This is a genomic window from Streptomyces sp. Je 1-4 4N24, from assembly GCF_026239515.1.
GTDB classification, from domain to species: Bacteria; Actinomycetota; Actinomycetes; order Streptomycetales; family Streptomycetaceae; genus Streptomyces; species Streptomyces nigrescens.
This window is the reverse complement of record NZ_CP110836.1, coordinates 623,915-638,952: the sequence shown is the minus strand read 5'-3', so window position 1 is coordinate 638,952 and position 15,038 is coordinate 623,915. Positions and strand designations below refer to the sequence as shown.

Genomic DNA, 15,038 nt, shown 5'->3' with positions numbered 1-15,038 from the left:
GTAAGGGTGTGACCCATGTTACGCACGCATCTCAGGGGCGCTGCGAGGTTCTTGAGGAGAATCTGAGGCTTCTCCTTCCGCCGTGGCCCACGGCTTGTGGCCGGGGGAGGCGTGTCGGTTCGGCCGCCTCGTGGGGTGAACGGGCAGCCGGGGCCGAACCCCTCAGTCATGCCTGTCCGCCTGTCTGACAAGTTCACGAGGCATCGTGGAACCCCAGGTGAGAGGTGTCAACCGAACCAACGACCCCATCTGCGCCGCCGAACGTCCCGGATTGCATCGGCGCAGGTCGTGGCCAGTTCTATGCCCTGGCGGTGATCGAGTTCGGCCACTCTTCTAGGGAAATACATAGAAGTGACCAGTGGCCGTTGACGTCTCTCGTGCGGCGACCACAGGATGCGAGACATGGCCGACCTGGACAGCGGGACAGTGGGACAGCAGGGGCACCCTCCCGGTGCGTCAATGCGGGGAGGCTGTGCTGAGCGACCTCTGGGGCGCCCTGGACACCCTGCTTCCTGTCTCCCGCGTGCAGGGTCTCCCTCGTGCGGTCGCCCGGAAATCCCTTGTTCCGCAGGGTGATTGGTGAGGGGCGGCCCGGAACGCCGGGCCCGAACGCGTCCAACCCGGCTACGGGAGCGTCCTCATCCCCGCGACCAGGGTCCTGGCCTGCACATTCAGATAGTGACTGTGCTTCAGCAGCTCATCTGCCTGACATAGCGTCACCCATCGGAAGTCCTCGGGCGCCTCGGTCGGGAAGCCCTCGTCCACCTCAATGATCAGGTAGCGACTGCGGGCATGGCGGAAGCGGCCGCCCTCCTCCGACAGCACGGCATCGAACAGCGTCCGCTCCGGGCTACGGTCCAGCACGGCATCGAGATACCGGGGACGGTCCGAAGCAGGAAGATGGGCATAGCTCTCCGGAGTGCACTGCACAGTGGGCCCGAGCTCCACCACATCGAGGAACCCCGGCTCGACCCGTGCGCTCAGCAGCGCGTGCGGCACCCCGCCGATCCGCTTCACCAGCAGCGCCGCAATCCCCAGCCCGTGCGGTTCGAGCAGCGGCTGTGTCCAGGCCGGGACCTCACGCCGGTGCGAGCTGACATCGACCGCGACGATACTGAAGAAGAGCCCGCTCTCATGTGAGATCGCCTCGTCCGAGCGCCGCCAGCCCGCTGCCTCGCGCAGCGGCAGCGGCTCGGTGGTGATCTCGTGCCGGGCCCGTCGCGTCGTGACCCAGCTGCGGATCTCCGTATCGGAGTGCAGGCCGGCATTGGCCGTCGACGAACCCGCGCGCCAGTCGGGGATGCAGGACAGCACCGTACGGGCATCCATGTTCACCAGATCGGGATGGCGCAGCAGCGCACCGAGCTGGCCCAGCGTGACCCAGCAGAAGTCCTCGCCCGCCTCGACCTCGGGGCCCACCTCGACGACCATGTTGCGGTTGCGCTTGCGGAAGAACCATGACCCCTGCTCGGACTGGAGCACATCGGCCAGCACCCGGCGCGGATCGGGGTCGATGAAGCAGTCCATGTACGGCACAGCGGAACCGCCGTGCACCCGCGTGTAGTTGCTCTTGGTGGCCTGGACCGTGGGGGAGAGCTGCACCCCGTTGATGTTCCCCGGCTCCGGCTTGGCCTGCATCAGACAGTGCAGCACCCCGTCGATCTCGCGGACCGCGATGCCCAGCACACCGATCTCCGGCTGGTGGATGATCGGCTGGCACCACTCGCGGACCGGCCCGTAGTCGGAGCGGACCCGGATGCCCTCGATGGAGAAGAAGCGCCCGCTGTCATGCCGCAGATTCCCGCTTCCGGGAGCGAAGTTCCAGCCCTGCAGCTCCTCGAAGGCTATACGGCTGACCTTCAGCGCATGGGTACGCTGCCGCTCCTCGAACCACGCGTGAAACGCCTCGTTGCTCATCACCCCGCCATCGGTGGCGAGCGCGGAGGCGGCCAGCCGGGAGGACAGTGCCACCGCCCGCCGGGGAGACAGGGCGGGGCCGGATGACCGCAACGGCTCCACTGTGCTGTCCAAATGCATTGCTGCACCCCTCCATGCTGATGTGTGTACGGCACCGGACGGCCGCCCTTTCCCCTCACAGCCTGCACCGGGGAGTCCTGGCATTCACCTAGTCCTCTGCGCCGTGCCCCCGAGGGCCGGGCGGGGCAGCCAGGGCATCGAAGCCCCCGGGAAACGGGTACCGGGGTCCGCCGCCGAAGGCCTGCGCAAGCGGCCGCGCACTGATGCGGAAGCCCTGCTCAGGGCGGTACGGAAGGACCTTCCGCCGCGCCTAGGAGTTCCCCTAGAGGTGGTCTTCGGCCCACCTTTCCAAGCCCGCCGCTGTGGAACGGTGAACGCAAGCCGGTGCCGCTTCGCGTAGGGAGTGCGATTGATGAACGGGTCGGAATCCGCGGGCTCCACGATTCCCTCGCCACACGGCGAGCCGATCGCGGTCATCGGCCTTTCCTGCCGCCTGCCCGGGGCAGCCGACCCCGATGCCCTCTGGGAACTCCTCCGCGACGGCGGAAGCGCCATCACCGAGGCGCCGGCCGACCGCTGGAGCACCGAACTCCTGGCGCAGTCGGGGATGTCCGAGCCGGCCCGGGGCGGCTTCCTCGACGAAGTCGCCGCCTTCGACGCCACCTTCTTCGGCGTCTCACCGCGCGAGGCGCAGTCGATGGACCCGCAGCAGCGACTCGCCCTCGAACTCGGCTGGGAGGCCCTGGAAAACGCCCGCATCCGCCCCGAACGGCTCAACGGCCACCGGACCGGGGTGTACATCGGAGCCACCGTCGAGGATTACGCCGTACTCGTACACCAGCAGGGGCCCGCGGCACTCGACCACCACACTCCGACCGGCCTGAACCGCGGACTCATCGCCAACCGCATCTCCTACCACCTCGGTCTGCGCGGCCCCAGCATGACCCTGGACACCGCGCAGTCCTCGTCGCTCGTCGCGGTCCAGGCTGCCTGCGACAGTCTGCGTCGCGGAGACTGCCGAACCGCCCTGGCCGGCGGGGTGCACCTCAATCTCGCCCCCGAGAGCACCATCGCCATGTTCCGCTTCGGCGCACTCAGCCCGAGCGGCCTGTGCCACCCCTTCGACGCCCGTGCCGATGGGTTCGTACGCGGCGAGGGAGGCGGCCTCGTCGTCCTCAAGCCGCTGGCCGGGGCACTGGCGGACGGTGACCATGTCCACTGCGTGATCCGCGGCGGAGCGGTCAACAACGATGGCGGCGGGCCCGGACTCACGACCCCGGATGCCGCCGCGCAGGAAGAGGTGCTGCGCCTGGCCTGCGAACGTGCCGGCATCCACCCCGGCGATATCGGCTATGTGGAGCTGCACGGCACCGGCACCAAGGTCGGCGACCCCATCGAGGCGGCGGCACTCGGCGCCGCTCTCGGCACCGACCCACGACGGAGCGCCCCGCTGCCGGTGGGTTCGGTCAAGTCGAACATCGGCCACCTGGAAGGGGCCGCGGGAATCGCAGGACTGCTGAAGGCGGTGCTGTGCGTGGAGCACGGACACCTCGTGCCGAGCCTGAACTTCACCACACCCCACCCCGACATTCCGCTCGATGCCCTGAACCTGCGGGTACAGACGGAGTCTTGTGCATGGACGGCGCAGGAGGGCCGGCAACTCATCGCGGGTGTCTCGTCATTCGGCATGGGCGGCACGAATGCGCATGTGATCGTCGAGCAGGCGGAGGAGGCCGAAGGTGCTGGGCCGGCTGACATCGCGGCCTGTGCTCCGGCGTCGGGTGTGGGTGCGGTGGTGCCGTGGGTGGTGTCGGGTCGTTCTGCGGATGCGTTGGCCGGGCAGGCGGAGCGGCTGGTGTCGCGGGTGGCGGGGTCTGGTCTGTCGCCGGTGGAGGTGGGTTGGTCGTTGGTGGCGTCGCGGTCGTCGTTCGAGCACCGGGCGGTCATCGTCGGGGCAGAGACCGGCGAACTGACCTCCGGGGTGCGCGCGGTGGCGGAGGGACATCCCGATGCCGCGGTGACACTCGGCGAAGTGTCCGACCGCTCCGGCGGGACGGTGTTTGTCTTTCCTGGCCAGGGGGCGCAGTGGGCGGGAATGGCGGTGGAGTTGCTGGATTCCTCGCAGGTGTTCGCTGAGCGGTTGGCGGAGTGTGGGGCGGCGTTGGAGCCGTTCACCGACTGGTCGTTGAGTGGCGTGCTGCGTGCGACCGAGGGATCCCCAGGTCTGGACCGAGTCGACGTGGTCCAGCCGGTGTTGTGGGCCGTGATGGTCTCGTTGGCCGAAGTGTGGCGGGCTCATGGTGTGGAGCCTGCCGCGGTGGTGGGGCACAGCCAGGGGGAGATTGCCGCGGCCTGTGTCGCCGGGGCGTTGAGTTTGGCGGACGGCGCCCGGGTGGTGGCGCTGCGGAGCAAGGCGATCCGTGCGTTGTCGGGGCGTGGCGGGATGGTGTCGGTGGCGTTGTCCCGGCCCGAGACGGAGGAGTTGATCAAGGCATGGAACGGTCGGGTCTCGGTTGCGGCGGTCAATGGCCCGTCGTCGGTGGTGGTGTCCGGTGATGGTGATGTTCTGGGCCGGTTGGTGGCGGAGTGCCGGGAGCGTGGGGTGCGTGCGCGGCGGGTCGAGGTGGATTACGCCTCGCATTCGGCGCATGTGGAGTCGATCGAGGAGACGCTGAGGGAGGCCCTGGCGCCCATCACGCCGCGGGCTTCGTCCGTGCCGTTGTTTTCCACGGCGACGGGGGAGTGGCTGGACACGGCGGAGATGGATGCCGGGTATTGGTATGCGAATGTGCGGCGGACCGTGGAGTTCGCGCCTGCCGTCGAAGCCCTCACCGCGACGGGTCACCGCACGTTCGTGGAGGTCAGCCCGCATCCGGTGCTGACGATGCCGGTGCAGGAGACGGTTGAGGACGCGGGTGCCGAGGCGGTGGTGGTGGGCACGCTGCGCCGCGGTGAGGGCGGGCTCGCCCGGTTCTACCTCTCGCTGGGCGAGCTCTACGTGAACGGTGTGGACGTCGACTGGTCCCCGGCCTTCGCTGCCCATGGTCCCCAGCTCGTGGATCTGCCCACCTACGCCTTCCAGCGCGAGCGGCACTGGATGGAGCACACCGCCGAGCGCCCCCGCCGGCCCGCTTCCCATGAGCCGAGCCGGCCCGCCGATGCCATGTCCGCCGGCCCCGGGACGAGCCGGCCGACACTCGATGTCGTACGGGACAACGCTGCCGCGGTGCTCGGCCATCGGGAGCCCTCCGCGATCAACGCGGGCCGGACCTTCAAGGATCTGGGCTTCGACTCGGTCACCTCAGAGGAGCTGCGCAATCGGCTGAACCGGGTGCTCACGGTACGGCTGCCGTCCACGGCGCTGTACAACCATCCTTCTCCCGTCCGACTGGCCCGCCATATCGACGCGGAATTCCTGGGCGGCAGCAACGCCGTGGAACACGCGCACCGCCCGGCCAGCGACCCCGATGAGCCGATCGCCATCGTCGCGATGGCCTGCCGCTACCCCGGTGGCGTACGGTCGCCCGAAGATCTCTGGCAGGTGCTGCGGGACCGAGTGGACGCGGTGTCGCCGTTTCCCACCGACCGGGGCTGGAACACCGACGGCCTGTACGACCCGAACCCCGAACGTTCGGGCACCAGTTACGTACGCGAGGGCGGGTTCCTGGACGCCGCGTCCTTCGACGCCGGGTTCTTCGGGATTTCGCCGCGCGAGGCCCTGGCGATGGACCCGCAGCAGAGGCTTCTCCTGGAGACCTCCTGGGAGGCGCTGGAACGGGCAGGTATCGACCCGGCGGGAATCCGCGGCAGTCGCACGGGTGTATTCGTCGGCGCCATGGCACAGGAGTACGGCCCCCGTCTCCATCAGGCGAGCCACCAGGTCGAGGGGCATGTCCTGACCGGAACGACCACGAGCGTTGCCTCCGGACGCATCGCTTACACGCTCGGTCTCGAAGGACCGGCCATCAGCGTGGACACTGCGTGCTCGTCATCCCTGGTGGCGCTGCATCTGGCGGCGCAGGCGCTGCGCGGAGGAGAGTGCACACTGGCGCTCGCCGGTGGGGCGACGGTGATGTCCCAGCCCGGCATGTTTGTGGAGTTCAGCCGGCAGCGGGGGCTCGCGCCCGACGGACGGTGCAAGCCGTTCGCCGCCGCCGCCGACGGCACGGCCTGGGGCGAGGGCGCCGGGATCCTGCTGCTGGAACGCCTGTCGGACGCCCGGCGCAACGGCCACCCGGTGCTGGCCGTGATGCGCGGCAGCGCCACCAATCAGGATGGCGCCTCGAACGGCCTCAGCGCCCCCAACGGGCCGTCGCAAGAACGCGTGATCCGGGCCGCGCTCGCCGCTGCCGGGCTGCAGCCGTCCGAGGTCGACGCGGTCGAGGCGCACGGTACCGGGACGGCGCTCGGCGACCCCATCGAGGCCCAGGCGCTGCTCGCCACATACGGCAGTGACCGCGACGAGGAGCGGCCACTGTGGCTCGGCTCGCTCAAGTCCAACATTGGGCACACCCAGGCCGCCGCCGGGGTCGCCGGGGTCATCAAGATGGTGCTCGCCCTGCAACACCGCGTCCTGCCGGAGACACTGCACCTCGATGCACCGTCCCCGCATGTGGACTGGTCGGCAGGCACGGTACGGCTGCTCACCGCGGCGCAGCCGTGGGAGGAGAACGGGCAGGTGCGCCGGGCCGGTGTCTCGTCGTTCGGCATCAGCGGCACCAATGCGCATGTGATCGTGGAACAGCGTCCGTCGGAAGCCCCGCACGGGCCGGGCGGCGACGAGGAGCAGGGCGGCGACGAAGCGGGCGACGGCGTCATCGAGCGTCCGGTCGTGCCATGGGTCGTGCACGGCCGCACCCCGGACGCACTGCGCGCACAGGCAGCCGCGCTCGCCACCCATCTCGATTCCCTCCCCGACGCCGCACCGTACGACGTGGCGCACTCCCTGCTCACGACCCGCGCGGCACTGGAACACCGAGCGGTGCTCATCGGCGACGCCCGTGCTGTGCTGCTCGCGACCCTGCACGCCGTGGCCGAGGGCGACACCGGCCCCCACACCGCCACCGGCTCCGTAGCCGCCGCTCCCGGGCCAGGAGCGGTGTTCGTCTTCCCGGGGCAGGGGTCGCAGTGGGTGGGGATGGCGGTGGAGTTGTTGGATTCTTCGCCGGTGTTTGCGGGCCGGTTGGCGGAGTGTGGGGCGGCGTTGGAGCCGTTCGTCGACTGGTCGTTGAGTGGTGTGTTGCGTGGGGTGGAGGGTGCGCCGGGTCTGGACCGGGTGGATGTGGTGCAGCCGGTGTTGTGGGCGGTGATGGTGTCGTTGGCGGAGGTGTGGCGCGCCCATGGTGTGGAGCCTGCGGCGGTCGTCGGTCACAGTCAGGGGGAGATTGCCGCGGCCTGTGTGGCCGGGGCGTTGAGTTTGGCGGATGGCGCTCGGGTGGTGGCGTTGCGGAGCAAGGCGATCCGTGCGTTGTCGGGGCGTGGCGGGATGGTGTCGGTGGCGCTGTCCTCGTCGGAGACGTCGGAGTTGATCGAGCCGTGGGGTGGTCGGGTTTCGGTTGCGGCGGTCAATGGTCCGTCGTCCGTGGTGGTCTCCGGTGATGCGGACGCGCTGGATGAGTTGATGGCGCAGTGCGGGGAGCGCGAGGTGCGGGCTCGTCGGATTGAGGTGGATTACGCGTCGCATTCGGTTCATGTGGAGTCGATCCGCGCGGAGTTGCCTGAGGCCTTGGCGCCGATCGTGCCCCGGACGTCCGCCGTGCCGCTGTTTTCGACGGTGACGGGGGACTGGCTGGACACGGCGGCGATGGACGCCGGCTATTGGTTCACCAACCTGCGGCAGACCGTGGAGTTCGCGCCCGCCATAGAAGCCCTCATCGCGGCCGGCCACCGCACATTCGTGGAGGTCAGCCCGCACCCCGTGCTCACCGTGCCACTTCAGGAAACCGTCGAGGCCGTGGGCGGGGATGCGGTGGTGACGGGCACGCTGCGTCGTGACGAAGGTGGTCTGTCCCGGCTCTACACCTCACTCGCTGAGCTGTATGTGAACGGTGTCGACGTCGACTGGTCCCCCGTGTTCGCCGACCGGCGCCCGCACCGGGTGGAGCTGCCGACGTATGCATTCCAGCGGCAGCGCTTCTGGCTGGAGCCGGATGCTCCGGCCGTGGCCGCATCCCCTGAGGAAGAGGCGTTCTGGACGGCCGTCGGGGACCAGGACGCAGAAGCGCTGGTGGGCACACTCGGGCTGCCCGGTGTCGAGACCCTGAACGAGGTGCTTCCGGCGCTGTCGTCGTGGCACCGGAGCCGGCGGCAGCGCGACACGGCGGACGGCTGGCGCTATCGCATCGTGTGGCGGCCGCTCACCGAGCCGGCCGCCCGGCAACTTGACGGCAGCTGGCTCGTGGTGGTTCCGGACGGGTACGAGGACGACGCGCTGGTGCAGGGCGCCCGGGAGGCGTTGGAGGAAGCGGGCGCACGCACACACTCACTGACGGTGGACGACGGCGCCGAGCTCGCGGAGCTGCTGCGCGCCGAGTCCGCTCCGTACGCCGGAGTGCTGTCACTACTGGCCCTGGATGAACGGCCGGACCGTACTCACCCCTGTGTTCCCACCGGTCTTTCGCTCACCCTCGCACTGCTCCAGGCACTCGGAGACGCCGGGATCGGCGCCCCGCTGTGGTGCGTTACCCGAGGTGCGGTCGCCACCGGTGGCGCCACCGCCGAGGACGGTGCGCCGGTGAATCCCGACCAGGCCGGGATCTGGGGGCTCGGCCGGGTCGCCGCGCTGGAGCACCCGGAGCGCTGGGGCGGCCTCATCGACATGCCCGGCCGGGCCGGTGGTCAGCGGGCGGCGGACGGCCGGTCAGCGGCGCTGATGGCGCGGATCCTGGCAGCCGGTGACGACGAGGACCAGCTTGCTGTCCGCGGGGCCGCCCTGTTCGGGCGGCGGCTGATTCCCGCACCGGTCGCCGGTGTGACGCCGCGACGCTCCTGGCGGCCGCGCGGCACCGTCCTCGTCACCGGCGGCACCGGAGCGCTGGGCGCCCGTATCGCCCGCTGGCTCGCCGCCCATGGCGCTGAACATCTCGTCCTCACCGGCCGTCGTGGCGCCGATGTCCCCGGTGTGGCCGCACTGTGCTCCGAGCTCCGTGACCTGGGCGTCCAGGTCACCGTGGCGGGCTGCGACATCGGCGATCAGCAGGCGGTGGCGGACCTCGTGCGGCAGATCGAGCAGGACGGGGAACCGGTGCGGGCCGTGGTGCACGCCGCCGGTGTCAGCGCCCTCGGCCCGCTGTCCGGAGCCGGACCGGAAGACCTCGCGGCGGCGCTCGTGGGCAAGGTCGCCGGAGCCGGCCATCTGTCCTCCGTACTCGACCCCGCACAACTCGACGCCGTCATCTACTTCTCTTCCATATCCGGCACCTGGGGAGTGGCCGACCACGGCGCATACGCCGCGGCCAACGCGCTCCTCGACGCCCGTGCCGAACGCGGCCGGGCCGACGGGCTGCCGGTACTGTCGGTCGCCTGGGGCCCCTGGGCCGGTGGCGGCATGATCGCCGACTCGATTCACGAGGTACTGCGGCGCCGCGGAGTGCCCGTCATCGACCCGGACACCGCGCTCATCGCGCTCCAGCAGGCGCTTGACCACGGGGACACCTCGATCGCGGTCGCCGAGGTGGACTGGCAGCGCTTCAGCAGCGTCTTCACCTCGGTACGGCCGAGCCGACTGCTCACGGAGATCCCGCAACTCGCTGCGGAGGAGAACGGAGACGGGGACGGCGACGGGGACGGCGACGGGGACGGGGACGGGGACGGTGGCGGCGACGGCACGGCGCGCGGGTCCGCCCGGTCGCCGCTCGCCGGGCGGCTCGCCGGACTCGATGTCCGGCACCGCACCGCCGCACTGCTGGATCTCGTCCGCGAACAGGTCGCCTCCGTGCTCGGTCACGACAAGACGGCCCCCGTGGACCCCGAACGCCCCTTCAAGGAGCTGGGTTTTGACTCCCTGACCGCCGTCGAACTGCGCAACCGCCTGAGTCGCGCCACCGGGCTGCGGCTGCCACGGACTGTCGTGTTCGACCACCCCAGCCCGGCCGCGCTCGCCGGCTACGTCGGCGCTGAGATGACAGGCGAGGAGGAACCCGCCGCGAAGCCGTCCGTGGCGCCCGCGCCCGTCCCCGCGGACGACGACCCGATCGCGATCGTGTCCATGGCCTGCCGTTACCCCGGGGGCGTCCAGTCACCCGAGGACCTGTGGCGGCTGGTGCGGGAGGGCATCGATGCGATGTCCGCCTTCCCCACCGACCGCGGATGGGACCTGGACGGCCTCTACGACCCCGATGCCGACCAGCCGGGCAGCAGCTACGTCCGGGAATCCGGATTCCTGCGCGACGCCGGTGACTTCGACGCCGGGTTCTTCGGGATCTCGCCGCGTGAGGCGCTGGCGATGGACCCACAGCAGAGGCTTCTCCTGGAGACCTCCTGGGAGGTGTTCGAGCGTGCGGGCATCGACCCCAAGTCCCTGCGGGGCAGCGGGACCGGTGTCTATATGGGCGTCACCGACCAGGAGTACGGGAACCGCCTTCGCGCGGCGGACCCTGGGAAGTTCGAGGGATATCTCGCGACCGGGGCGGCCACCAGCGTCGCATCCGGCCGGGTCGCCTACACACTGGGACTGGAAGGCCCGGCCGTAACGGTCGACACGGCATGCTCGTCGTCACTGGTCGCCCTGCACACGGCAGTGCGAGCACTCCGCTCGGGGGAGTGCTCGCTCGCCGTCGCAGGAGCCGCGATGATCATGGCTGATCCCGGGCCGTTCATCGGTTTCAGCCGACAGCGGGGGCTGGCGAGGGACGGGCGGTGCAAGCCGTTCTCGGCGGCGGCCGACGGCTTTGCACTCTCCGAGGGCGTCGGGGTCCTGCTGGTGGAACGCCTGTCGGACGCCCGCCGCAACGGGCACCCGGTGCTGGCGGTCGTCCGCGGAACGGCGATCAACCAGGACGGTGCGTCGAACGGCTTGACCGCGCCGAACGGGCCTTCGCAGCAGCGGGTGATCCGGGCCGCGCTGGCCGATGCCGGTCTGTCGGCCGGTGAGGTGGATGCGGTGGAGGCGCACGGTACGGGCACGACGCTGGGTGATCCGATCGAGGCGCAGGCGTTGCTGGCCACCTACGGGCAGGAGCGGGAGGCGGACCGGCCGCTGTGGCTCGGCTCGGTCAAGTCGAACATCGGGCACACCCAGACCGCTGCCGGGATGGCCGGTCTCATGAAGACGGTGCTCGCCATGCGGCATGCCGAATTGCCGGCGACCTTGCATGTGGACGAGCCGTCGCCACATGTGGAGTGGTCGTCAGGCGCGGTGGAGCTGCTGACCGGGGCCCGACCGTGGACGGTGGAGGACGACCGTCCGCGCCGCGCCGGAATCTCCGCCTTCGGGATCAGCGGGACCAATGCGCATGTGATCGTCGAGCAGGCGGAGGAGCCTGAGCAGGAAGGGGAGTCGGCTTCGTCTACGTCTACGCCTACGCCTACGTCTTCGCCTTCGGCCTCCGGTGGCGTGCTCGTGCCGTGGGTGGTGTCCGGGCGTTCTGCTGATGCGTTGGTGGCTCAGGCGGAGCGGTTGGCGTTGCGGGTGGCGGGGTCTGGTCTGTCGCCGGTGGAGGTGGGTTGGTCGTTGGTGGCGTCGCGGTCGTCGTTCGAGCACCGGGCGGTGGTCGTGGGCTCGGATACCGATGAACTGGCCGCAAAGTTGAGGGAGTTGGATCCCGCCGCTGTGGTGGGTGATCCGGGCAGGACGGTGTTCGTCTTCCCGGGGCAGGGGTCGCAGTGGGTGGGGATGGCGGTGGAGTTGTTGGACTCTTCGCCGGTGTTTGCGGGCCGGTTGGCGGAGTGTGGGGCGGCGTTGGAGCCGTTCACCGACTGGTCGTTGGCTTCGGTGTTGCGTGGGGTGGAGGGTGCGCCGGGTCTGGACCGGGTGGATGTGGTGCAGCCGGTGTTGTGGGCGGTGATGGTGTCGTTGGCGGAGGTGTGGCGGGTTCATGGTGTGGAGCCGGCCGCGGTGGTGGGGCACAGCCAGGGGGAGATCGCCGCGGCCTGTGTGGCCGGGGCGTTGAGTTTGGCGGATGGCGCTCGGGTGGTGGCGCTGCGGAGCAAGGCGATCCGTGCGCTGTCCGGTCGGGGTGGGATGGTGTCGGTGGCGCTGTCGTCGTCCGAGGCGTCGGAGTTGATAGAGTCGTGGGACGGTCGGGTTTCGATCGCGGCGGTCAACGGCCCGTCGTCCGTCGTGGTCTCCGGTGATGCGGACGCGCTGGATGAGCTGATGGACGGGTGCCGGGAGCGCGGGGTCCGGGCTCGTCGCATCGAGGTGGATTACGCGTCGCATTCGGCGCATGTGGAGTCGATCGAGGAGACGCTGAGGGAGGTCCTGGCGCCAGTCGCGCCCCGGGCGTCCGCCGTGCCGCTGTTTTCGACGGTGACGGGGGAGTGGCTGGACACGGCGGCGATGGACGCCGGCTATTGGTTCACCAACCTGCGGCAGACCGTGGAGTTCGCGTCCGCCATCGAATCTCTCATCGCGGCCGGCCACCGCACGTTCGTGGAGGTCAGCCCGCACCCCGTGCTCACCGTGCCACTTCAGGAAACCGTCGAGGCCGTGGGCGGGGATGCGGTGGTGACGGGGACCCTGCGCCGGGATGACGGTGGTCTGTCGCGCCTCTACACCTCCCTCGGTGAGCTGTATGTGAACGGTGTGGACGTGGACTGGTCCCCGGCGTTCGCCGCGCATCGTCCGCAGCTCGTGGATCTGCCCACGTACGCCTTTCAGCGCCGGCGTTACTGGCTGGAGTCGGGTCAGCCGTCGGTGGCCGGTGTGGTGGATCCGGTGGATGCGCGGTTCTGGGAGACGGTGGAGCGTGCGGATGTGGAGGGGCTGGCGGCGACGTTGGAGTTGGCGGATCCGGGGGCCTTGCGTGAGGTGTTGCTGGCGTTGTCGTCGTGGCGGCAGGGCCGGCAGCGGCGGAGCACGGTCGACGGGTGGCGCTACCGGATCGTCTGGCGACCCCAACCCGAGCCGGAGGAGGCCGAGTTGGCCGGGCGCTGGCTGATCGTGGTTCCCGCCGACCACCTGGACGATGACCTCGTGCAGGTGACCTCTCATGGTCTCGGCGACCGGGCCCGCATCATGCCCGTATCGGCCACTGCCGACCGTGCGGAACTGGTGGCACAGCTGGCGGCGCTGCGTGGTGATGCAGATACCCCGCTGCACGTGCTGTCGCTGCTCGCGCTGGACGACCGGGATGCCGGCGGCCACCGGGGAGTGCCCAGCAGTCTGCTCAGCACCCTGGCCCTCACCCAGGCACTCGCCGACCCGGAGATGAAAGCCCGTCTGTGGGCGGTCACCCAGGGTGCCGTCTCCACCGATGCCTTCACCCGGGTGCCGGAAACCCACCGGGCGCCCGACCCGATACGCAACCCCGGCCAGGCTGCCATCTGGGGTCTGGCCCGGGTCTTCGGCCTCGACCACCGTGATCGCTGGGGTGGCCTGATCGATCTGCCGGGGGCCCTGGACGAGCACGCGCTGCGCCGCTTCCTGGCCCTGCTCGGCGATGACGGCGGCAGCCAGGACGAGTATGCCGTCCGCCCTTCCGGCGTCCACGTCCGGCGTATGGTGCGCGCGCCCCTCGCCCCGTCGGCTGCGGCCGAGCCGTGGCAGCCGCGCGGCACGGTTCTCATCACCGGGGGCACCGGAGCCCTCGGCGCTCATGTGGCGCGGGCGCTCGCGGCCGGCGGTGCGGAGCACCTGGTACTCGCCGGCAGGCGCGGCCCGGACGCCCCCGGTGCATCCGAGTTGTCCGCCGAGCTGACCGCCCTCGGTACCCGCGTCACCGTGGCCGCATGCGATGTGACCGACCGGGCCGCGGTGGCCAAGCTGCTGGACTCGTTCACCGACGAGGCTCCGCTGACCGCCGTTGTGCACACCGCGGGCGTCGTCGGCGAGGCCCGTCCACTGGGCGAGACCTCCCTCGACGACGCCATGGCCGCCGTACACGCCAAGGTTTCCGGTGCCTGTCACCTCGACGAGTTGCTGGCGGATCACCCGCTGGACGCCTTCGTGCTGTTCTCCTCCGGCGCCGGAGTGTGGGGCAACGGCGGCCAGGGACCCTACGCGGCAGCCAACGCCGCTCTTGACGCACTCGCCGAATGGCGCCGGGCACAGGGCCGCCCCGCCACCTCCATCGCCTGGGGTGCCTGGGCCGGAGGCGGCATGGTCGACGAGGCCGTGGCCGAGCAGCTGCGTCGCCGCGGGGTCCCCGCAATGGATCCCGGCCTGGCCGTACATGCGCTGCGGGAAGCCGTCGACCACGGGGAGACCACCCTCGTCGTCGCCGACATCCGATGGGACCGTTTCCTCCCCGCCTACACGGTGAGCGGGCGCCGTCCGCTTCTGGACGAGCTGCCGGACGTACGGCAACTGCTCGCCGGCCAGAAGGAGGAGCAGGCGGACGAGGCCGGCGAGAAGGGTTCGGACCTGCCGGGCAGGCTGGCCGCGCTTCCGGAGGCCAAGCGCAAGCGGATGCTCCTGGACCTCGTCCGCACCCATGCGTCCGCCGTACTGGGGCACTCCTCGACCGACGCGGTCCGGCCCGCGCGGGCCTTCCGTGAGTTGGGCTTCGACTCACTGACCGGAGTGGAGCTGCGCAACCGGCTCAATGCGGTCACCGCGCTCATGCTCCCCGCCACCCTGGTCTTCGACCACCCCACACCGACCGCGCTCGCCGAGTATCTGCGGGACGAACTCCTGCCCCCGGAACCGGAACCGGAGCCGGCACCGGAAGCAGGGAGCGGCACTCCCGTGCTCCGTGAGCTGCAACAGGTCGCGAGCGCACTGCAAGCGGCCACCGACGACGACACCCGGCGGGCGCTCACCGATGGGCTGCGCGGCCTGCTCGCCCAATGGGAAGGCCAGGCGCCGCCGCCGGCGACCGTCGACGAGGAACTCGTGGAAGCGAGCGATGAGGACATGTTCGACCTGATCGACAGGGAACTCGGGACCGGCTGATCCGGAA

General features: G+C 70.4%; 2 protein-coding genes. One reads left to right on the top strand and one right to left on the bottom strand.

Annotated elements, in window-relative coordinates; translation table 11 throughout:
* Positions 1–624: 624 nt before the first annotated feature.
* Positions 625–2,037, bottom strand: coding sequence for an NDP-hexose 2,3-dehydratase family protein (locus SLV14N_RS02420; RefSeq protein WP_311044669.1), 1,413 nt, complete (start codon positions 2,035–2,037; stop codon positions 625–627).
* A gap of 352 nt (positions 2,038–2,389) precedes the next feature.
* Between SLV14N_RS02420 and SLV14N_RS02415 the strand changes: the two genes are divergently transcribed.
* Positions 2,390–15,031 (top strand): type I polyketide synthase, encoded by a 12,642-nt coding sequence (locus SLV14N_RS02415; RefSeq protein WP_263267811.1) that lies wholly within the window; start codon positions 2,390–2,392, stop codon positions 15,029–15,031.
* Positions 15,032–15,038: the final 7 nt, after the last annotated feature.

What these genes read in the sequence shown, in the direction of transcription:
- SLV14N_RS02415 (WP_263267811.1), top strand. Translation starts at nt 2,390, where the DNA reads ATGAACGGGTCGGAATCCGCGGGCTCCACGATTCCCTCGCCACACGGC.
- SLV14N_RS02420 (WP_311044669.1), bottom strand. Translation starts at nt 2,037, where the DNA reads ATGCATTTGGACAGCACAGTGGAGCCGTTGCGGTCATCCGGCCCCGCC.